This window comes from Synechococcus sp. UW106, assembly GCF_900474015.1.
Lineage (GTDB): Bacteria > Cyanobacteriota > Cyanobacteriia > PCC-6307 > Cyanobiaceae > Parasynechococcus.
Genome location: NZ_UCNV01000011.1, coordinates 88,887 through 108,180 on the forward strand (window position 1 = coordinate 88,887; position 19,294 = coordinate 108,180).

Sequence of the window (19,294 nt, forward strand, 5' to 3'; positions counted from 1 at the left end):
TGTCACAAGTCGGAGAGTAGGGGAGGGGCATCACTTCGATGCATGCGGTGCTTGCCCTCGAAACAAGTTGTGACGAGTCCGCTGCTGCGGTTCTTCGTCGTAATGACGACGGTCGGATTGAAGTGCTGGCCTCACAGATTGCATCCCAGGTGGAGGAGCACGCTCGCTGGGGTGGCGTTGTGCCAGAAATCGCCTCCCGTCGCCATGTTGAGGCCCTGCCTGGGTTGATCGCGGCGGTTGTTGATGAGGCTGGTCTGGCCTTGGGTCAGCTGGATGCCATTGCAGCCACGATCACGCCGGGGTTGGCCGGGGCTCTGATGGTGGCGTCGGTGACCGGCCGCACTCTGGCGGCATTGCACCGGCGTCCCTTTCTCGGCATCCACCATCTGGAGGGCCATCTGGCCTCGGTGATGCTTGGAGAGGACCCTCCTCAGGCTCCCTATCTGGTGCTGCTGGTCAGTGGAGGTCACACCGAACTGATTTTTGTGGACGTTGACGGGGGCATGAAGCGTCTTGGTCGAAGTCATGACGATGCCGCTGGCGAAGCCTTCGACAAGGTGGCTCGCTTACTGGATCTTGGTTACCCCGGAGGCCCAGCTATTCAGGCCGCTGCTGAAACGGGTGATCCAACATGCTTCAAGTTGCCTAAGGGTCGGATTTCATTGCCGGGCGGGGGGTTCCATCCGTACGACTTTTCGTTTAGTGGGCTCAAGACCGCCATGCTCCGCACGGTCGAAACACTCCGACAGACAGCGGATCCACTGCCTCTTGCAGACCTGGCCGCCAGCTTCGAACAGGTGGTGGCCGATGTTCTTGTGAAGCGCAGCCTCCGCTGTGCTGAAGACCATGGTGTTGGCCAACTGGTGATGGTGGGCGGTGTCGCGGCGAACCGCCGCCTGCGCCAGTGCATGCTTGAACGCGGGCAGGCGCGGGGAATTGCTGTCTCAATCGCTCCTCTCGCGTACTGCACCGACAACGCCGCGATGATCGGTGCAGCGGCCTTGATGCGCCTGGGCCAGAACACAGGCTCGACGTCTCTTAAATCCGGGGTCGCCCCTCGCTGGCCCTTGGACCAGGCCAATGCTCTTTATGCAACAGATCCACCCTTTTAAAAAAGCCTTTTAGGCTTGTGCCCACTCTTCGGCACCAGCGTCGTGGATCAACCCGAATCCAGATCAGATTCCCCGGCGCCAGTGGAGGCTGAAGAACTGAATGCTTGGAAGAGGGGCTTCACTCCTCAGGCTGAGATCTGGAACGGACGCCTGGCGATGATTGGCCTGTCCGCCGGGATTGCTGTGGTTCTGCTGGTGCGTGTGTTCAGCGGAGGCTGATCAGCTCCGGCCCCGTAGGGCTTGAGCCAGCTCATTGGGTTTGAGGCTCACGGCAACAGCCTGATCTCCCTCGATGCGATCCGACTCCACCAGGGCCAGAAGGGATTGATTGGTCGTCACCATCCCGTCGAAGCCGCTGCGTTCCATGATTTCCTCCACCTCATCGAGGGCCCCCCGCTGGATGTAGTCCTTGCAGGCGTCTGTGTTGATCAAGATGTCGTGATAAGCCGCCCGCTTTCCATCGGTGGTCTTGATCAGTCCCTGGGCAATCACCCCGATCAGTGCCTCTGACAACGACCGGCGCACGCTCTCTTGCTCTTCAGGGGGATACATGCCAAGGACCCGTTCCACGGTCTTGACCGCTGAATTGGTGTGAAGCGTTCCAAAGACCAGATGGCCGGTCTGCGCCGCTTCGAGCGCCGTGGATAGCGTCTCTTGATCCCTAATTTCGCCCACCAAGATCACGTCCGGGTCTTCCCGTAAGGCAGCCCGTAATGCGTTGTGGAACTTCAGCGTGTGCAACCCCACTTCGCGATGACGGATGAGGGACTTACGACTTTCGTGCACGAATTCCACTGGGTCCTCGATCGTGAGGATGTGTCGAGCTTCGTTGCGGTTGATCCAATCGATCATGGCCGCCAGCGTCGTGCTCTTGCCAGATCCAGTAGGTCCAGTCACCAGGATCAGTCCCTTCGGACGGGCCGCGAGACTTTCCAGCACGCTTGGGAGATTCAGCTGCTCCAGGCTGAGGATTGTCTGCGGAATCAGGCGCAGCACCATTGCCGGCCCCCGCAGCGAATCCATCAGGTTGATGCGCACGCGCACGAAGGGGAAAGCATGGGAGCCGTCAAATTCCTTGTCGCTGGTGAAGGCATCGATTTGCTGAGGCGTCAGGATTTCATGGAGCCATCCTTGAAAAACATCGGCATCGGTCATGGGCCATTCCGTGCCCTGGATGTCCCCTCGGGCTCGGTAGCGCGGGACTTCTCCAACCCCTAGGTGCACATCGGAATGGCCGGCTTCATGGGCGATGTGAACGATCTCTTCCAGGCTTGGAGAACCATCCTTCGCCGCTTTCGGCCCTGGGCTCTGGATGACCGGAGATACTGCAGGGCTTCGGACTGACGTCTCAGGGGTCCGGTCTGACGTCGGACGCGGCGGGAAGCTGGGGGGGAAAACCGGCTGAGCCACGGTGATGGCGAGAGATTGCTCTTCAGGATCGTCGCGATGCTGAGGCTGGCAAGGTTTTCTCACTGTTCTCTCCGGGTTATCGCCCGTAAACTCCAGCGGTCCGTCTGGATGGAATGGCTGAACAGCCCCGCGTCACGATCGTTCTGGGAACGCGTCCAGAGGCGATCAAGCTGGCTCCGGTCATCCGGATGTTCCAGGCTTGTGATGCGCTGAAGACCCGGGTCGTCCTGACCGGTCAGCACCGTGAAATGGTGGCCCAGGTGATGGATCTATTTCATCTCCAAGCTGATCAGGATCTCAATCTGATGGCGCCCCGCCAAACCCTGACGCACGTCACCTGTGCAGCGCTTCAAGGGCTGCGTGAAGACTTTCAGGCCTATCCCCCGCAGTTGGTTCTGGTTCAAGGTGATACCACCACGGCCTTTGCCGCTGGCCTGGCAGCGTTTTACGAGCAGATTCCGGTTGGGCATGTGGAGGCTGGTCTGCGGACCGACAATCTTCTGGACCCCTTCCCTGAAGAAGCCAATCGTCGACTGCTCTCCCAGATTGCGTCACTTCACTTCGCGCCAACGGCTAAGGCGGAAACCAATCTGAAAGCATCCGGTGTTGTCGGGGAGATCTCCGTGACTGGAAACACAGTGATCGATGCGTTGTTGCTGATGGCGGAATCGGCGCCGGATATCCAGTTCGATGGACTCGATTGGGCCCAACAGAGGGTGATCCTGGCCACCGTGCATCGGCGGGAGAATTGGGGTGATCGTCTCCATGACATCGCTGCAGGCATGCTGCAGGTGCTGGATCGATATCCCGACACGGCCCTCCTGCTGCCCATGCATCGCAATCCAACGGTGCGTGAGCCATTGCAAGCTCTTCTGGGGAGTCATCCTCGTGTCGTTCTGACCGAACCTCTGGATTACGACCGGCTTGTTGCGGCGATGAAAGGCTGCTGCCTGCTGCTTACCGATTCCGGCGGTCTCCAGGAGGAAGCTCCCGCGCTCGGCAAACCTGTTCTGGTCTTGCGGCGAACCACGGAGCGGCCGGAGGCCGTTGATGCGGGAACGGCTCGGCTGGTCGGCACCGATCCCAATGTGATTGTGGAAGAGACCTCACGCCTGCTTGGGGATCCCACGGCCTATGAAGAGATGTCCCGAGCCGTTAATCCCTTCGGCGATGGTCACGCCAGCGAACGCATTCTTGAGCGGTGTTGCCGCCACCTCGGAGTCTGAGGCGCTGCTGAGCAGCGATGGCTGCTATCGCTGGTGGCTGCGGCGTTGCTTGGGCGCGGGGGAGGGTTGCCTGCTTTTCATCGGACTGAACCCCTCAAGGGCTGATGGACAGCGCGATGACCCGACCCTGCGTCGATTGATTGGCTTCACAAGGGAATGGGGGTATCGGCAATTAGTCGTTCTCAATTTGTTTGCTCGCATCTCGCCATCGCCTGCGGCGCTACTCCGGGTGAAGGATCCAATTGGTGTTCGGAACGACTACTTCCTGATGCGATGGCTCAGCCACTGGTCCCTGATGCCTGGGGTCGATCTCTGGTGCGGTTGGGGGGTGAATGGGGCGCGACTGGATCGGGCTCAGGCCGTTCTTGACGGGATTCAAAAGTTGCTTGCTGAGCGCAAACGATCTGTTCCCGATTCTCCTCACCCTTTGATGTTGGGGTTGACGGCCTCGGGACAGCCACGCCATCCGCTTTATGCCCCGCGACGGGCAGCTCTTCACCCTTTTCTCTGGGCAGAGCCTGAACCGATCCGTCATCCTGTGGAAACCATGACGGATGTCCTTACGCACTGATGTCCCGTACGCCTCGCCGTTATGCCGTCCATCTCCACCTTGTGGGAGGGCAGACCGAGCGCGTGTTCTTCCCGAAACTCGAGACCTTTCAGGAGTGGTACCAAGGTTTGGTCAATGCCGAGACGCAGGGCGGCTTCGTCAACGTTCCCATCAGCGATCTGGAGGGTGAATATCTGGTCGTTCGGCCCCAGGCTGTGATCGGCGTGCGCGTGGAACCCCAGTTCTCCTCCGTCGATGACGCCTGAGCGTCTGGGCCTCCTCTGGGGCGTCACTGTGTTCTCGGGTGCTTCGGCGCGCCTCCTGGCGGCCACGTCTGGATTGCCTGGAGTTGTTCTGCTGCTCCTGTCTGGGCTGCTGATCGGTCGCTCGGGTTTGGGTTGGGTAGAACCCCTCGACCTTGGCTCTGGGCTTGGGACTGTGGTGGGTCTGTTGGTCAGCCTGGTGCTGTTCGACGGCGGACTCAATCTCCGCCTGCCCGGTGACACGATCAAGGCCACGGTGCAGCGCATCGCAGCCCTACGCCTGTTGATCTCCCTTGGAGGTGGTCTGGTGGCAGCCCATTGGCTTGCTGGCCTCAGCTGGTCGCTTGCCGCCGTCTTTAGCGCCATCGTGCTAGCCACGGGGCCAACGGTGGTCACCCCGTTGGTGCGTCAGATTCGGCTCGCACCGCCTCTGGGTGAAGTTCTTGAGGCTGAAGGACTGGTCCTTGAGCCCATCGGCGCTGTTTTAGCCCTGTTGCTGTTGGAGCTTGCCATTGGCAATCTGCATGGCTGGCGTGAGGTCATGCTCGGCCTGTTGTATCGATTGGGTGGCGGTGTGCTGATCGGCGGGAGCGTCGGCTGGCTCTTGTCAGAGGTCCTGAGACGACTCAATCCCGATCAGTTGAAGGGGTTACCGCTTCAGCTCAGCCTGGGTTTGCTGTTTCTGATGTACGGCGTCAGTGAGTGGCTGCTGCCTGAATCAGCTCTTCCCGCTTCGGTGGCAGCAGGCATCGTCGTCGGTCGCCGTCCAGGACCGCACACCGCCGAACTGGATGGTCTGATTCAGGAACTGGCGCAATTGGCGATTACCATGCTCTTTCCGCTTCTGGCGGCTGACGTGTCTTGGGCTGAACTCAGTCCGCTCGGTTGGGGCGGGATTCTGTGTGTGCTGTCGTTGATGCTGGTGGTGCGGCCGATCGGCGTAGGGGTGGCCACAATTGGCCTGCCCTACAACCTTGAACAACGCCTGTTTCTGGGTTGGCTCGCTCCTCGAGGAATCGTCACGGCATCAGTGGCCTCACTGTTCGCCATACGTCTCGAACAGGCCGGCATCTTGGGGGCTGGACGTCTTCAGGGGCTGGTGTTTCTGACAATCCTGATGACAGTTGGTCTGCAGGGCCTTACTGCTCAACCGTTAGCTCGGGCTCTCGGTTTGGTCAAAGGAGATGACGTTGAGGCAATGTCAGCTGAGGCAGCGCCGCAGACGCGGCAGGTCCTCACCGATTCGGGCCAGCAGTGACCATGTTGTGATCAAATCCGGTCCTTGAAGACGCCCCAGCAATGCGGCGCGCAGGGATTTCATCACCACTCCTTTTTTCACACCGGCTGCTTTGGCGGCATCCCCCAACCAGGCCTTGGCTTGATCGGTATCCATGCCATCCCATGGTTGGCTCTCAAGGCGCTCAATCAGGTTGGTGACGGCCGCTTTGGCTCCGTCTACAGCCAGTTGCTCAAGAGCATCCTCCTGGAGTTCCGGACATTCAAAGAACGGTGCCGCCTGATCGACGCCGTCATTTAGCAGGGTGAGCGACGGGCCCAGCAGGGCACAGAGGTCGAGGCTCCAACTGTTGCTGTTGGGTTGGTCCCAACCGCGCTCAGCCCAAAGTGGTGTCAGCTCTTTCAGGAGATGCTCCGATGTCCAGCCATGCAAAACCTGGGAGTTGAGCCAGTTGAGCTTGTCCCAGTCGAAGCGGGCACCTGCTTTGTTGACACGCTCGAAGCTGAAGACGGCAGCGGCCTCGCTCAAGCTGAATCGTTCCTCCATACCCTCCGGAACGGACCAACCCAAAAGGGTCATGTAGTTGGCAATGGCGTCAGGGGTGTATCCCATGGCGCGGAAGTCATTGATGGAGGTCACCCCATCCCGTTTGGAGAGTTTGCGTCCCTCAGAATTGAGGATGAGAGGGGCGTGGGCAAAGGTGGGTAACGGCAGACCCAGGGCCTCGTAAAGGAGCAGTTGCTTGGCCGTGTTGGCAATGTGGTCTTCACCGCGGATCACGTGGGTGATCTCCATGGCGGCGTCATCCACCACCACCACAAGGTTGTAGAGAGGGTCCCCGATCTGATCCGCCGGCGCGCGACGGGCAATGACCATGTCACCACCGAGGTCAGAGCCACTCCAGCTCATGGCTCCACGCACCAGGTCGTTCCAGCGGATTTCGGCGGCGTCATCAATCCGAAAGCGGATCACCGCTTCACGCCCTTCCGCCTGAAAGGCTTGCTCCTGATCCGGTGTCAGATTCCTGTGACGGTTGTCGTAGCGCGGAGCCTGGTTGGAGGCTTTTTGCGCATCGCGCATGGCCGTGAGTTCCGATTCGCTGGCATAGCAGCGGTAGGCCAATCCTTGATCGAGCAGGGACTGAATCGCCTCACGATGCTGGGAGACCCGTTCGCTCTGGATGACGGGTTCCTCATCCCAGTTGAGCCCGAGCCATTGCAAGCCCTCAAGGATGTTCTGGGTGAACTCAGGTTTTGACCGCTCTTTATCGGTGTCTTCGATGCGGAGCACGAATTTTCCCTGCTCATGCTTGGCGTAAAGCCAGTTGAAAACAGCTGTGCGCGCCGTTCCAATATGAAGCGTGCCCGTTGGGCTAGGGGCCAATCGAACGCGCACCATCGAGGATCTTGGTGGTGAGAACGGGACCGACGGGATTCGAACCCGCAACTTCCGCCGTGACAGGGCGGTGCTCTAACCGGTTGAACTACGGTCCCAGATCAAAGCAAGCTTTTTAGGAGTGTTCCTCAGAACAGCTTGATCTGTGTCGCCTTGACGACCTGATCAGTATCAACCGTCGCCCTGCCCTCCGTCAACAACTGAAGCGACGAACAAGCTTTGTTTGTCATCAGATCGCTGCCATTAAAAAAATCCCGACGACTGTGTCGTCGGGACAAAGCAGCTCACATCGGTTGAAAACCGACAGAACAAAGTTCAGGGGCGGAATCCAGCTGGTTCAATCAGCCGAACCTGATTGCCACGAGCGGTGAACTCACGACCTTGATCACTTTGAACGACCACACGGCCGCCAGATTTGACGCGTATCACTCGGGCTCGGACCCAGCCAAGGGCGGCTGACTCCAACACCTTCACAACATCACCAGGTTGAAGATCCAACTCCATGCTCAGAACCGGGAAACTGCACGAGGGGAACATCGGACGCGCCGTGGAGGACTCGAACCCCCGACATCAGGTTTTGGAGACCTGCGTTCTACCAACTGAACTAACGGCGCAAGGCGATGAACCCCTAAGCCAACGTTGTTGGCAACTGATTGAACGAGGTCGAAACCTCAGCGATCGAAGCGCTGCTTCACGCGGGTGGCCTTGCCCACCCGTTCCCGCAGATAGAAAAGCTTCGCCCTGCGCACTTTACCGCGCCGCTCCACCTTGATGGAAGCCACCTGGGGGCTATGAACCATGAACACCCGCTCAACACCGATGCCTTGGAAAATCCGCCGCACCGTGATGGTCTGATTGAGGCCTCCATGGCGTTTGGAGATCACCACGCCCTCGTAGGGCTGCACACGTTCTTTGTTGCCCTCACTGATCCGCACGCCAACACGAACCGTGTCACCCACGTAGATCTCAGGAAGATCATCCTTCTGCTGAGCCGTCTCAAAGCTGCGAATCAGAGCCTCGGCGCTCAGCTTCTTGGTAGGAGCGCTAGCAGCCTTGTTGGGCTTCGCCTCTGAGGCCTCAGGTGCTGTATCCACAGCCGCTTCGGTGTTCTCGTCGGTCACCACTGTGTCCTTCGAATCGGCTGCCATCCCAGCTCCGCGTTGAATCGCCAAACTATGAGTGTACCTTTCGACGCCATCGTTCGATCAGGAGCACCGCGCCTGTGATCAGCATCCATAACAGGCCAACTGCGTTGAGAAGCACGACAACCGGTTCCAGCGTGGATCCAAGCCATTCCCCTTCATGCACCACCATCAACCAGTGCACCTGTTCGCGGCTCGCTCCGAACCAATCACGGGCCAAGCGATAACTGACGCCGGAGAACACCGTCACCAGCAGTGGCGCCAGAACGAATGGTGCAACGCTTCGGTGCAGTTCGCGCAAGCGCACAAGCAGCGTCATGACCGGCATCAATTCGGTTGCTGTTGATAGCGTGACGGATATTCGGTTGAGCCATGAATCTCTTTGCTGATCTTCTGGCATCCACCCAGGCGGCGCAGGGGCAGGTGACAGCAACCGGGCCGCGGATTCAAAAGCGTCGAGGTGTTGAGATCAAATCGGCGCGCGAGGTGAAGATCATGCGCCAGGCCAGTCACATCGTTGCGACCGTGCTCCGGGAAGTGATGGGAATGGTGGAGCCCGGTCAAACCACTGGGGATATCGATGCCTACGCCGAAAAACGCATTCGGGAAATGGGTGCGACCCCGAGCTTTAAGGGATATCACGGGTTCCCAGCGAGCATCTGCGCCAGCATCAACAACGAGGTGGTGCATGGCATTCCCAGTTTGAAGCGGGTGATTCGGCAGGGTGATCTGCTGAAAGTTGACACCGGCGCGTACTTCGAGGGCTACCACGGAGACAGCTGCATCACGATCTGCGTGGGTGATGCCCCCGAGGAAGCTCAGACGTTGAGCCGTGTTGCCAAGGAGTCCTTGATGGCTGGTCTCAGCCAAGTCAAAGCCGGGAACACCCTGCTGGATATTGCGGGAGCGGTTGAAGACCACGTCAAGGCCAACGGTTTCAGTGTCGTGGAGGATTACACCGGCCACGGTGTGGGCCGGAACCTGCACGAAGAGCCCTCCGTGTTCAACTTCCGCACTGATGAGCTTCCTAACGTCACCCTGCGTCCCGGCATGACCCTGGCCATTGAGCCAATCCTCAATGCTGGCAGTAAGGCATGCCGCACACTCCGGGATCAGTGGACTGTCGTCACCCGCGACGGATCGCTTTCCGCGCAGTGGGAACACACTGTTCTGGTCACCAGCGACGGTTGCGAGATCCTTACGGATCGGGGCGACTGAGGATCTGGCTGTAGATCCTCCGTCCGAGCTCGGTTAGGGGCATCAACACATAGGTCAGTGGGTTTGGGGTCACGATCACGAGGCGAAACCCCCAGCCGGCTTGGCGTAGCACTTGTTCAGCAACGAAATCGGCTCCCATGACCCCAATGGGATTGAGCGACGAGCGAAAGGGGCCGAGCACAAGCTTGCGCAGGATCAGGGCTTCGCGCCCTGATCGATCGAGCACAGCACCACGGATGCTCACCAGCTGACCCAACATTCGTTTGGTGAGTTCGTACACCGGACTGACGGCAGGCTGAATTTCCGCTTCCGAGGTGTTGACCCACACTTCTTTTGGACAACCCTGGGTTGAGGTTCTGCTGATGGCCTCAAAACGCTGCATCAGCCGCCAGCTGCTCAGGGTGTTGATCTCCAGGGCTTGATTGATTACGTCAGGGCTTTGGTTGCCCTGAGGATTGATTCCATGGTTGACAACCAAAACATCGATATCCGCCAGATCGGCGTCCAGGCTGGCTTCGTTGCCGCAGCTCCAGCTCACCCAGCGGTGGGGGCCATCCGTTTGCTCTGGAGGTGTCGCACCGTGCGTGAAACCGATCACGTGGGCGCCTGCGCCACGGAAGCAACGGGAAAGGGCTACGCCCAGAGCTCCGCGCGCGCCTGTGATGCCGATGGTTCGGCCGTGGAAGGGGGACTGGGCCATGGGGCCAGCTTGGGGCATCCTTGAATCGACTGAACCAGGAACCCATCACCAGCTGTGTCAGATGCTGCCCAACTGGTTCTGTTTGCTCCCTACTGCGGTGGTGTCAGTCGTGAGCAGGATCTGGCCGCAGCCCTGCAGATCCTGCGTCGCGGTGAACTGGAGGGGCGGCGTCCCGTTGCCGGAATGGATGGATACCCCTATGAACTCCGCTGGAACGGGGTCGCTGCGCCCCTGGAGAAGCTGGAATGCGAACTCCGTTTTCCCGGTCATACCGAGGGGGACGTTGATTTCTCTCTGGTGACTCATCAACTGGTGGCCTGGCTGATGGATCGCTCTCATCCGCAGCGATCGGAGCCAGACCTCCCCGATGGGTTCTGGCAGTGGCTGTTGATTGAGCGCAGTGATGCTCCTGAGCAGGCCTAGATTCATTGATGACAGGCATCACCTCTATGGGAACGACACTGTTGATCGGATCGTGCGAGCCGTTCAGTGGGAAGTCGGCCCTAGTTCTGGGAATTGCCCAGCAGCTTGCGCGAGCCGGACAGCAGATCCGTTTCGGAAAGCCCTTGGCCACCAGCCTGGATTGGGATCCAAACCAGGGGCCGTTGCCGGAACCCCTCATTGATGATGACGTTCGCTTTGTTGGTGAAACGCTGAATCTGCCGTCGGAGCGTCTGATTCCATCGATGCATCTGCTGTCTCCGACAACAGCTGCCCAGCGCCTTGGCCTGGGCGAGCTGGATGCAGGCGAAGGTTTCGATGAACTGCGGCAGCAAATACAGTCCGGCGAAGGTCTCACCCTTTTGGAGTGCGCGGGAAGCCTGCAGGAGGGGCTGCTGTATGGCCTCAGCCTGCCGCAATTGGCGACAGGTCTTGATGCCAAGGTCGTGCTGGTGCACCTGTGGCAGGACAGTCGCAGCGTGGATGCTCTTCTGGCGGCCAAGCAGACCCTTGGAGATCGCCTGGTCGGTGTCGTCCTGAATGCTGTCACCCCCGAGGAGGTCGAGAGCTTGGAGCGTCAGGTGGTTCCTGCCTTGCAGGCCCTTGGCTTGCAGGTGTTCGGAGTCATGCCGCGTTCCCCATTGCTGCGCAGCGTCACCGTCGGTGAGTTGGTAAGACGGCTGAATGCGCGGGTGATTTGCTGCCCAGAACGGCAAGAACTGCTGGTGGAAACCCTGAGTATTGGCGCGATGAATGTGAATTCAGCCATGGAGTTCTTCCGCAAACGACGCAACATGGCTGTCGTCACGGGTGCTGATCGCACTGATATCCAGTTGGCTGCTCTGGAGGCTTCAACCCAGTGCCTGATCCTGACTGGAGCAGGGGAACCTCTCCCTCAATTGATCAACCGCGCTGAAGAGCTGGATGTGCCCCTCCTCAAGGTGGAGCACGACACGCTCGCCACGGTGGAAGTGATTGAGCAGGCCTTCGGACATGTGCGGCTGCATGAAGCCGTGAAGGCGACCTATGCCTTCCGTCTTGTGGAAGAGCACTGCAAGCTGGATCAGCTCTTCAGTGCATTGAATCTGACGGTTCAACACGCCTGATGGTTGCTAGCTTCCGATGAAATCAGGCGGCGGGTTTTCCTTGGGTCAGTCACTGGATCTGCCAGCTCTCGATCGGGTTGACACCCTGGCGCAGGAACTTGCACTGTTGCAGGACAAAAGTCAGCGAAGGATCGCCATCCTTGGTAGCCGCCATGTCCCCGTTGTTGCGGTTCATCTGATCGAGTTGGTGGCACGCTCTCTCGTTCAGGAAGGGCATTCCCTGGTCACATCAGGATCCCAGGGGGTAAACGCTGCGGTGATTCGCGGATGTCTGGAGGTGGATCCCTCCAAGCTCACGGTCTTGTTGCCCCAGAGCCTCGATCGGCAGGTGCCTGAAATCCGTGATCTCCTGGATCGTGTGCTGCACCTTGTTGATAAGCCCGAGCAGGACGATCTGCCTTTGCCCATGGCCAGCAGTTTGTGCAATCAGGAGATCATCAACCGCTGTGATCAGTTGATCTGCCTCGCGTTTCATGACAGTGAAACGCTGCTTGCAAGTGCGCGAACGGCAGAAGATATGGGGAAGGTGGTGAGTCTTCTTTATTTCGACTGATCAGCCAGCGGCGCTGATCACGGCCCGTAGCCCCTCGACGTAGCAGACGCCGACGGCCGTCACCCCAGTTGCCCAACACAGTCCCCTCAGGGGAGGCACATTGCCGACGTAGGCGAACAGATAGACGAAACGGATGCCTGGCCAGATCCACGCTGCAGCGATGGCACTGGTGCTGCTGACACCACTGATCAGACACAACAGCATCGCGGGGGCCCCCAGGGTTAGAGCTTCCCAGCTGTTCTCCTGTGCCCAGACCGCGCGCTGACCGAAGGCGGGCAGCCGTTCAAACATCGCCCGTGGTGCCTGCAGGTCAGCCATGGTGAAGTCTGCATTGGCCCTTCCGGCTCCGGTAAGCACGATGCTCACCATCACGACGGCTCCCATCAGACAGAGGGCCCAGGCAAACGCAGGAGTCATCGATTTCGATTAGGTCCGGCGACCATAACGGGCCTGGGATGACTGCAACCTTGAAAGGGGCGGTGGCTTTCTAAGCTGGACGATCGACACGCTCGCGACATGGCCAGTACGTATTCCTTCGACGTGGTCTCTGACTTTGACCGTCAGGAGCTGGTGAACACCCTCGATCAGGTGCGTCGCGATGTGGGTAACCGTTATGACCTCAAGGATTCCAACACTGAGATTGATCTGGAAGAAACAGAGCTGGTGATCACCACGGCCAGTGATATGACGCTTCAAGCTGTGGAGGATGTGCTTCGAACCAAAGCGACCAAACGCAATCTTTCACTCAAGATTTTTGATTTTCAAACTCCTGAAACGGCGGGGGGAAATCGGGTCAGGCAGGTGGTGAAGCTGCGCAAGGGGCTGAGTCAGGAGATTGCCAAAAAACTAAGCAAGATGGTGCGTGACGAACTCAAGAAAGTGACGGTGGCGATCCAGGGGGAAAGTGTGCGAATCACGGGCAAAAGCAAGGATGATCTTCAGGTCGCAATTCAGCTCGTCAAGAGTAAGGAAGATGAGCTCGATGTTCCCCTCCAGTTTGAGAACTATCGCTGATCAGAAGCCAAGGTTCTAAGCACCTGTATCTCAGGATATTCTGAGTTTTAATCATCTTTCAAGTTAGCTTCAGTAGTTGTCGAGCATTGTCGCGGCATATTTTCTTTTTGATTGCATTGCTGACGGGGGCCTGTTCAATCCAATGCCCCGCAAGTTCAATGTCTTCGTATGGATAGTCTGTTGAAAACATGACGCGATCGTCCCCGAGGGAGTCGATCGAACACTGCAAAGCAGCGTTGTCGCAAACGCCCGATGTTGTGATCCAGAAGTGCTTTCGGAAACAATCACCAGGGGACATGCTGATGCTGTCGCGATAACGCGTTGTGGCGAAGCGACTGTCCAGTCTCCAGAGATAGAACGGAAGGTTTTCACCCATGTGGCCGAGAATGACTTTTGCGCCTGGGTGCTTTTCAAACACTCCTTTCACGATCAAGCGCAGGGCATGGGTGGCTGTATCAAAGGACCATCCCCAGGTGGCGCCATCCAGCTCTTTCACCATGGGCGACGGTTGATCCGTCGGGATGCCTGGATGCAGGTAGAGCGGAAAATCCAGATCCTCAATGCATGACCACAGTGGGGCCATAGAGGGGTCGTCGAGGTAGATGCCTTGGCTGCTGCCGTTGACCAGTGCACCTACAAAACCGAGCTCAAGGACGCAACGCTTGAGTTCGTCGCATGCATGGTCGACATTCTGCATATTCAGGGCTGCAAACCCTTTGAATCGCGTCATGTGCATGGCAGTGGCGCTGTGCAGTGCATTGTTCGCCTCGATGGCAAGGCCTGATGCTTCTGTTGGGCTGCTGATGCCTTGAATGCCAGGCGCTGTTTGTGAAAGCACGGCGATGTCGATGCCTGCGGCATCCATGGCTTTCAATCGGGCTTCCCCGAGTTCGGGGAGTCGCGGTTCGATCGCGGCAAGGATTTCGGGCGCAAAGAAGCTCACTTCCTGCTCCCTGGGAAGCAGGACTTTGATGGAAAAGTGCTCCTCGAGGGCAATCTTTTTGAGGGGCTGCTGTTGAACGGAAGAGGGCCCCTGAGGTGTAGATGCGGCTTGCAGCAGCAACCCCGCTGCGCTTAGCCCGCCCAGGCCCAAAACCTCGCGCCGTTGAAGAGGGGCCATTGCAGGGAGAGATTACTGGCTTCAGTGTTAGTCGTGTTCTCTGTTGCAAGCCCTGCAGGCAACATGTTTTTAAAGGACATGTTGTGGTAATTTGAATTAAATTCCCTGGATTAAGTGAGCAGTTTCGCCATCGTCGTTCGCGTTTTTGATGGTGAAGCCCCTTATCTCAAATCTTTTATTGATCATCATCGTCGACTTGGTGTTGACGCTTTTTATCCTGTGATTGCTCCAGGAGCGGCACCATTGTGCAAAGAGATATTTGCAAAAAACGAGATTCAATTCCATGAGTCTGAAGGGCAGAGGATCTCCAGTGTTCAGGATCTGATTCGAGAGGATTATGTTGCTGTTATTGATGCTGATGAATACTTGCATCCAGGCTTATTTCGATTCCTTGAAGAGGAAAATGTTGAATCTCTCCTGATGCCATGGAGGCTGACAGCTTCCATGGACGATGATTTCTTTGAGTCTGCTCAAAAGAGATTTTTTGTTTTCCCCCAGGTGAAATCAATCGTCAAAACATCTGCTCTCAAGCGGCTTCGTCTTCATGCCTCTATCACCCAGGGATCTGGTCGCTGTCTTGGGGTTGCTCAGGGGAAACAATTCCCTGTTCAGCACTACTACCTTCGAGGGCTCGATGACCTTCTGCTGAAAGAGGGTGGTGTGGTGAAGCGAACCTTGGCGCAGAGCTCAGGGCGCAAGCAGGTGAATTTGGACGCTGCAGCGGATTCGATGGATTTCCCCAGTCGTCATGCCCGTGTGGCCTTTCTGTTGAACGTGCTTCGTTCCATGCCAGATGAGCTGGATCCGTACCAAATGTCGTTGGATCGATCGATGTTGAATCGTCTTCGGGATGATGTTGGTGGTGACCCTGAGTCGGCCAAACAAGAGCTGCGTAACAGCGTTGCAAGGATCCAAAATGTTTATCGAAAGCGTACGATCGATCGTGAAATCAGGGATACAGAGCAACTGCTTGCTTCAGATCCGCATAAAGTGAGTTATCAGAAAAGAGTCCTGAAGCTGCTTCGGCGTGACTTTGAAGCCCGCCAGTCATGGTTGGGCTGGTTTGAACAAGTCCGTGATTTTGTCTTGATGCAACGGGATTGAATTTGCTATCGCGGTGTCATCCTTCATCCCTGGGCCGAAGGATCTAGCTGAAATCGACCTGGTCTCGGGCGCGTCGTGTATCAATGATTCGGGCCAGTTCCAGAACGTAGCCCGCGGTGCACCAGCGACCGTGGCTGCGGGATCGGTTTTCTGTGTCCGAGCGGATTTCGGCGGTTTCGGCCATCAACAGATCCAGTTCGCCCTGAGGCAGGTCATACAGCTCCTGCAATTCCAGCTCCCGGTTGAGCAGATGGCTGCGAAACCATTTGCGGGTTTGCTCTTGGGGTGGGATGTCTCGGTTCAAGGGGCATCACAGCGTGGATGTGCCATTCTCCGGCTATGCAGGTTCTCAGCTGGGCTCAATTTGATCAGGCTGTGCAGCTGCTGGCTTCACGGTTTGCGGATTCAGCTGTGACGGGGGTTTACGGGGTCCCCAGGGGTGGCCTATGCCTCGCGGTTGCGCTCAGCCATGCCATCGATCGCCCCCTGCTTTTAAGCCCACAACCATCTGCGTTGATTGTGGATGATGTCTATGAAACCGGGCGCACGTTGAACGCTTTGAAAGCTGAGGTGCCGCAGGCCTCCTTTGCCGTATGGGTTAGCAAGAGCTGTCCTGACTGGTGGACGGCAGCCGTTGTTGCAGAGTCTTCGGAATGGGTGGTGTTCCCCTGGGAAAACCTCGAAAAGGCTCGTGCGGATGAGCAGGCCTATCGCTCTTCGCGTGGGCTGTGATGACGTCCTTGCGCACGATTTATTTGGCGTCTCCTTACGGCTTTTCTGCCCAGTGGAAGCGGCTGTTGTTGCCAGAGTTCATCGGGGAGTTGGAAGCCCTGGGGTTAGAGGTGTGGGAGCCCTTTGCGCGAAATGGTCAGGTGAATTTGGCGGAACCCGGTTGGGCCTATCGCGTTGCCCAGCGGGACTTGCAGGATGTGCGTGATGCCGATGCCCTATTCGCGATCGTGAATGGAACGCCACCCGATGAAGGAGTGATGGTGGAGCTTGGTGCGGCGATTGCTCTTGGTAAGCCAACATTCCTGTTTCGGGATGACTTTCGTCGCTGTACAGATTCGGAAGAATATCCACTCAATTTGATGCTATTTGCAGGCCTTCCAGAGGTTGAATGGCCGCAGTATGTTTATAGCGATTTGTCCGAAATTAGTGATCCTCAGAAAGCCTTGGCGCGCTGGGTCCACTCTTGATTTTTGTCTGCGAATCAACGGCGTAGTTTTATGTTTCCTTTTTTAGCTGGATGGTGAAAAATTAATAGAAATATTGTTTTTCTGGAAGCTTGTTGTGACTTCATGGGAGTGATGAAGTTTTGGTTGAGGTGTTTTTATGTATCTTTTGGTTCGACCGTGCGAGGCTTGTTTGGGTGTGTGTGACATGCCGTGACCTGAACAGTTCCCTCGCTTCGTGATTAGAGTAATGGCTAATTATCTGGTTAATGATTTTGAAAAAAATGTTGCCCTGCTGGTCAATTGTTTCGAATTTATTGCTGTAATTATCGATTGCTTTTTGGCGCGCCAAGCTGAAATGGTGCTGGGAGAAGTTGGTCAAGCTGCATAGTGCCAACCCCGTCGATGTTGACATGGGCGTCGCTCGGCAGGAGTTCTTGCATCACCTGACGGCAAGCGCCGCATGGCATGCGTGAGCTAGGCGAGGCATTGGTCTGGGTGTCGATACAGCTCACGGCCAGTGCAATTGGTCGTTTGCCCAGACTGATTGCGGTAAACAGCGCGACGCGCTCCGCGCAGATGCTCAGCCCATAGCTGGCGTTTTCAACGTTGCAGCCGTCGATCACGCTCCCGTCTTCACACCGCACGGCGGCACCTACATGGAAGTTCGAATAAGGGCAATAGGCACGCTTGGCTGCTTGCCGAGCCTGCACCAGAAGCGACTCAGCGTTGTTCGCGGCAGGAGCCATGGGCTGTTTCAAGAAGGCTGCTCAGGGTTTGTGTCCCACCGGATTGGGTTAGGCGGGATTGCTGACTGAGTTTGAAACCGTTTGGCACGTCGATAATCAGATCGCCGCTCACGGCGACACGACTTTCGCGGGCTGGGCTTGTTGCTCTCCCGCCATTGCTGAATTGGAGAGGACCCAAGGGGGCTTCGTAGGACCAGTGATAGGTCATCCCTGAGCGTTCAATCTGCTCAACACCGGAACTGCTGAATTGTTCCACCAGAGGTGTGAGCCTGCTCTCGATAACCGTCACCGGATCGATGCTGGGTTTGCCAACCCGATCAATCTGGAATTGCTGTTGTTCAAGCTGACGAATGCCAGGAATGGGTTGGCCTGACCACCTGCTCTCCACGGTCTGGATGGTGCAGACCAGTGGAGGGGGAGGAGGTTCTGAGGCCAGCACGGCGGGATCAGGCCACGGCCGCGAAGCTTTCGCGGAAGGCATTGATTGTGGCTTCGATGTCGGAGTCGGAGTGCGCCAGGGAGGTGAAGCCGGCTTCGAAGGCGGAAGGTGCGAGATAGACGCCCCGCTCGAGCATGGCGCGGTGCAGCTTGCCGAAGCGTTCCGAATCCGTGGCCTTGGCTTCCTCGAAGTTACGCACCGGGCCTTCGCAGAGGAAGAAGCCGAACATGGCGCTCACGCTGGCGGTTGTGATCGGCACACCGGCGGCCTGTGCTGCTTCCTTGATGCCCGCCACGAGCTTCTGGGTGGTGGCGGTCAGCTTCTCGTAGCTACCGGGCTGCTTGAGCAATTCAAGGGTCTTGATACCTGCGGTCATCGCTAAGGGATTACCGCTGAGGGTTCCGGCCTGATACATGGGGCCTGCAGGCGCGACCATTCCCATGATGTCGGCGCGGCCGCCATAGGCGCCAACGGGCAGACCACCACCAATCACCTTGCCCATGGTCGTGAGGTCTGGGGTGACACCGAAGTGGGCTTGGGCGCCGCCGTAGCTGATCCGGAATCCCGTCATCACTTCGTCGAACACGAGCAGCGCTCCGTTCTCTTTGGTGAGTTCGCGTAGCCCCTCGAGGAAGCCTGGTTCCGGCTGAATGAAACCAGCGTTGCCGACGATCGGCTCGAGAATGACGCCCGAGATGGCGTCGGGGTTCTCAGCAAACAGAGCTTTAACGGCCTCTAGATCGTTGTATGGAGCCGTCAGGGTGTTGGCGGTGGTGCTGCGGGGCACGCCTGGAGAATCGGGCAGCCCAAGGGTTGCCACTCCGGAGCCAGCCTTCACCAGGAACATGTCCGCATGGCCGTGGTAGCAGCCCTCGAACTTGATCACCTTGTCGCGGCCGGTGTAGGCGCGCATCAGGCGCAGCACAGCCATGCAGGCTTCCGTGCCGCTGTTGACGAACCGCACCATCTCAACGCTGGGAACAGCGTCGATCACCATCTCGGCCAGGGTGTTCTCCAGGGCACAGGGTGCTCCGAAGCTGGTGCCCTTCTCGATCGCCTCCTGCAGTGCTGCGATCACCTCGGGGTGGGCGTGGCCGCAGATTGCAGGCCCCCAGCTGCCGATGTAGTCGATGTATTTATTCCCATCCACGTCCCAGGCGTAGGGACCCTTGACTCGATCGAACACGATCGGCTGACCGCCGACCGACTTGAACGCCCGCACTGGGGAGCTGACGCCTCCGGGCATCAGGGTCTGTGCTGCTCCGAAGATGGCTTCGGAATGGCTGGTGTTCAACGCGGGAGCTGTCACTGGAACCGACGCCAAAGGGCTGATGCAAACC

General features: G+C 57.9%; 26 protein-coding genes and 2 tRNA genes. 14 read left to right on the forward strand and 14 right to left on the reverse strand.

Annotation, left to right across the window (positions count from 1 at the left end; genetic code table 11):
- Nucleotides 1-38 precede the first annotated feature (38 nt).
- Entirely contained in the window at nucleotides 39-1,112 is a 1,074-nt protein-coding gene (gene tsaD, locus DXY30_RS11565; protein WP_115095080.1) for a tRNA (adenosine(37)-N6)-threonylcarbamoyltransferase complex transferase subunit TsaD, read from the forward strand.
- Nucleotides 1,113-1,154: 42 nt separating this feature from the next.
- A complete protein-coding gene (locus DXY30_RS11570) occupies nucleotides 1,155-1,331 on the forward strand; it encodes a chlorophyll a/b-binding protein (RefSeq protein ID WP_115024352.1) in 177 nt (58 codons plus the stop codon).
- On the opposite strand, the gene DXY30_RS11575 is transcribed toward DXY30_RS11570, so the two are convergent.
- The gene (locus DXY30_RS11575; protein WP_371638809.1) at nucleotides 1,332-2,426 is read right to left on the reverse strand and encodes a type IV pilus twitching motility protein PilT; all 1,095 of its coding nucleotides are present in this window, start codon (nucleotides 2,424-2,426) and stop codon (nucleotides 1,332-1,334) included. It lies immediately after the preceding gene.
- Between the two features lie 209 nt (nucleotides 2,427-2,635).
- Here DXY30_RS11575 and wecB point away from each other — a divergent pair, with 209 nt between their 5' ends.
- From wecB to DXY30_RS11595, 4 genes are read left to right on the forward strand one after another with little or no spacing between them, the layout of a single operon-like run.
- The gene (wecB, locus tag DXY30_RS11580) at nucleotides 2,636-3,748 is read left to right on the forward strand and encodes a non-hydrolyzing UDP-N-acetylglucosamine 2-epimerase (RefSeq protein WP_115095081.1); all 1,113 of its coding nucleotides are present in this window, start codon (nucleotides 2,636-2,638) and stop codon (nucleotides 3,746-3,748) included.
- Nucleotides 3,717-4,319 carry a DUF1643 domain-containing protein gene (locus DXY30_RS11585; RefSeq protein ID WP_170951250.1) on the forward strand — a complete coding sequence of 201 codons (603 nt, stop codon included), beginning with the start codon at nucleotides 3,717-3,719 and terminating at the stop codon, nucleotides 4,317-4,319. The genes wecB and DXY30_RS11585 overlap by 32 nt, the downstream gene beginning before the upstream one ends.
- A complete protein-coding gene (locus DXY30_RS11590; protein ID WP_115024038.1) occupies nucleotides 4,319-4,564 on the forward strand; it encodes a hypothetical protein in 246 nt (81 codons plus the stop codon). The genes DXY30_RS11585 and DXY30_RS11590 overlap by 1 nt, the downstream gene beginning before the upstream one ends.
- Entirely contained in the window at nucleotides 4,554-5,819 is a 1,266-nt protein-coding gene (locus tag DXY30_RS11595) for a sodium:proton antiporter (RefSeq protein WP_115095083.1), read from the forward strand. Before DXY30_RS11590 ends, DXY30_RS11595 begins: the two co-directional genes overlap by 11 nt.
- On the opposite strand, the gene gltX is transcribed toward DXY30_RS11595, so the two are convergent.
- From gltX to DXY30_RS11625, 6 genes are all read right to left on the reverse strand, one after another.
- The gene (gltX, locus tag DXY30_RS11600) at nucleotides 5,763-7,196 is read right to left on the reverse strand and encodes a glutamate--tRNA ligase (protein WP_115095084.1); all 1,434 of its coding nucleotides are present in this window, start codon (nucleotides 7,194-7,196) and stop codon (nucleotides 5,763-5,765) included. The two genes, DXY30_RS11595 and gltX, sit on opposite strands and share 57 nt — an antisense overlap.
- Nucleotides 7,197-7,217: 21 nt before the next feature.
- Nucleotides 7,218-7,291: transfer RNA gene (locus DXY30_RS11605), tRNA-Asp, on the reverse strand.
- Nucleotides 7,292-7,508: 217 nt separating this feature from the next.
- Entirely contained in the window at nucleotides 7,509-7,697 is a 189-nt protein-coding gene (locus tag DXY30_RS11610; protein WP_006043540.1) for a hyperconserved protein Hcp, read from the reverse strand.
- Nucleotides 7,698-7,734: 37 nt separating this feature from the next.
- Nucleotides 7,735-7,807: transfer RNA gene (locus tag DXY30_RS11615), tRNA-Trp, on the reverse strand.
- A gap of 57 nt (nucleotides 7,808-7,864) precedes the next feature.
- On the reverse strand, nucleotides 7,865-8,341 hold the full coding sequence (gene rplS / locus DXY30_RS11620; RefSeq protein WP_115095198.1) for a 50S ribosomal protein L19: 477 nt from the start codon (nucleotides 8,339-8,341) through the stop codon (nucleotides 7,865-7,867).
- Between the two features lie 25 nt (nucleotides 8,342-8,366).
- Nucleotides 8,367-8,654 (reverse strand): PepSY domain-containing protein, encoded by a 288-nt coding sequence (locus tag DXY30_RS11625; protein WP_115024033.1) that lies wholly within the window; start codon nucleotides 8,652-8,654, stop codon nucleotides 8,367-8,369.
- 53 nt (nucleotides 8,655-8,707) lie between these two features.
- On the opposite strand from DXY30_RS11625, the gene map reads away from it, so the two are divergent.
- Nucleotides 8,708-9,553, forward strand: coding sequence for a type I methionyl aminopeptidase (map, locus tag DXY30_RS11630; protein WP_115095085.1), 846 nt, complete (start codon nucleotides 8,708-8,710; stop codon nucleotides 9,551-9,553).
- Here the strand turns inward: map and DXY30_RS11635 are convergent.
- Nucleotides 9,534-10,271, reverse strand: a complete 738-nt coding sequence (locus DXY30_RS11635) for an SDR family oxidoreductase (RefSeq protein WP_115095086.1) — start codon at nucleotides 10,269-10,271, stop codon at nucleotides 9,534-9,536. The two genes, map and DXY30_RS11635, sit on opposite strands and share 20 nt — an antisense overlap.
- Nucleotides 10,272-10,307: 36 nt before the next feature.
- Between DXY30_RS11635 and ebsA the strand changes: the two genes are divergently transcribed.
- Genes ebsA through DXY30_RS11650 form a run of 3 tightly spaced genes read left to right on the forward strand, consistent with a single transcriptional unit; the run spans nucleotide 10,308 to nucleotide 12,353 of the window.
- The gene (ebsA, locus tag DXY30_RS11640) at nucleotides 10,308-10,676 is read left to right on the forward strand and encodes a type IV pilus biogenesis protein EbsA (protein ID WP_115095087.1); all 369 of its coding nucleotides are present in this window, start codon (nucleotides 10,308-10,310) and stop codon (nucleotides 10,674-10,676) included.
- 26 nt (nucleotides 10,677-10,702) lie between these two features.
- On the forward strand, nucleotides 10,703-11,800 hold the full coding sequence (locus tag DXY30_RS11645; protein ID WP_115095088.1) for a phosphotransacetylase family protein: 1,098 nt from the start codon (nucleotides 10,703-10,705) through the stop codon (nucleotides 11,798-11,800).
- Nucleotides 11,801-11,816: 16 nt separating this feature from the next.
- Nucleotides 11,817-12,353: a DNA recombination-mediator protein A gene (locus tag DXY30_RS11650; protein ID WP_038556374.1), complete on the forward strand. Its 537-nt coding sequence runs from the start codon at nucleotides 11,817-11,819 to the stop codon at nucleotides 12,351-12,353.
- Here the strand turns inward: DXY30_RS11650 and DXY30_RS11655 are convergent, their stop codons facing one another.
- Nucleotides 12,354-12,770: an MAPEG family protein gene (locus tag DXY30_RS11655; RefSeq protein ID WP_115095089.1), complete on the reverse strand. Its 417-nt coding sequence runs from the start codon at nucleotides 12,768-12,770 to the stop codon at nucleotides 12,354-12,356.
- A 99-nt stretch (nucleotides 12,771-12,869) separates the two neighbouring features.
- Between DXY30_RS11655 and DXY30_RS11660 the strand changes: the two genes are divergently transcribed.
- A complete protein-coding gene (locus tag DXY30_RS11660) occupies nucleotides 12,870-13,367 on the forward strand; it encodes a YajQ family cyclic di-GMP-binding protein (protein WP_115095090.1) in 498 nt (165 codons plus the stop codon).
- A gap of 58 nt (nucleotides 13,368-13,425) precedes the next feature.
- Here the strand turns inward: DXY30_RS11660 and DXY30_RS11665 are convergent, their stop codons facing one another.
- A complete protein-coding gene (locus DXY30_RS11665) occupies nucleotides 13,426-14,487 on the reverse strand; it encodes an amidohydrolase family protein (RefSeq protein ID WP_115095091.1) in 1,062 nt (353 codons plus the stop codon).
- Nucleotides 14,488-14,601: 114 nt separating this feature from the next.
- On the opposite strand from DXY30_RS11665, the gene DXY30_RS11670 reads away from it, so the two are divergent.
- Nucleotides 14,602-15,591 (forward strand): glycosyl transferase family 2, encoded by a 990-nt coding sequence (locus DXY30_RS11670; RefSeq protein WP_115095092.1) that lies wholly within the window; start codon nucleotides 14,602-14,604, stop codon nucleotides 15,589-15,591.
- 43 nt (nucleotides 15,592-15,634) lie between these two features.
- Here the strand turns inward: DXY30_RS11670 and DXY30_RS11675 are convergent, their stop codons facing one another.
- Nucleotides 15,635-15,895: a hypothetical protein gene (locus tag DXY30_RS11675; protein WP_115095093.1), complete on the reverse strand. Its 261-nt coding sequence runs from the start codon at nucleotides 15,893-15,895 to the stop codon at nucleotides 15,635-15,637.
- A 35-nt stretch (nucleotides 15,896-15,930) separates the two neighbouring features.
- Here DXY30_RS11675 and DXY30_RS11680 point away from each other — a divergent pair, with 35 nt between their 5' ends.
- Both DXY30_RS11680 and DXY30_RS11685 read left to right on the forward strand, forming a co-directional pair.
- Complete coding sequence (locus DXY30_RS11680; RefSeq protein WP_115095094.1) at nucleotides 15,931-16,323, forward strand: phosphoribosyltransferase; 393 nt, start codon at nucleotides 15,931-15,933, stop codon at nucleotides 16,321-16,323.
- The gene (locus tag DXY30_RS11685) at nucleotides 16,323-16,790 is read left to right on the forward strand and encodes a nucleoside 2-deoxyribosyltransferase (protein WP_115095095.1); all 468 of its coding nucleotides are present in this window, start codon (nucleotides 16,323-16,325) and stop codon (nucleotides 16,788-16,790) included. The genes DXY30_RS11680 and DXY30_RS11685 overlap by 1 nt, the downstream gene beginning before the upstream one ends.
- Before the next feature lie 302 nt (nucleotides 16,791-17,092).
- Here DXY30_RS11685 and DXY30_RS11690 read toward each other — a convergent pair whose 3' ends face one another.
- Genes DXY30_RS11690 through hemL form a run of 3 tightly spaced genes read right to left on the reverse strand, consistent with a single transcriptional unit; the run spans nucleotide 17,093 to nucleotide 19,263 of the window.
- Nucleotides 17,093-17,515: a cytidine deaminase gene (locus DXY30_RS11690; RefSeq protein WP_115095096.1), complete on the reverse strand. Its 423-nt coding sequence runs from the start codon at nucleotides 17,513-17,515 to the stop codon at nucleotides 17,093-17,095.
- Nucleotides 17,490-17,996 (reverse strand): hypothetical protein, encoded by a 507-nt coding sequence (locus DXY30_RS11695; RefSeq protein ID WP_244281388.1) that lies wholly within the window; start codon nucleotides 17,994-17,996, stop codon nucleotides 17,490-17,492. Before DXY30_RS11695 ends, DXY30_RS11690 begins: the two co-directional genes overlap by 26 nt.
- Nucleotides 17,962-19,263 carry a glutamate-1-semialdehyde 2,1-aminomutase gene (gene hemL, locus DXY30_RS11700; protein WP_115095097.1) on the reverse strand — a complete coding sequence of 434 codons (1,302 nt, stop codon included), beginning with the start codon at nucleotides 19,261-19,263 and terminating at the stop codon, nucleotides 17,962-17,964. The genes DXY30_RS11695 and hemL overlap by 35 nt, the downstream gene beginning before the upstream one ends.
- Nucleotides 19,264-19,294: the final 31 nt, after the last annotated feature.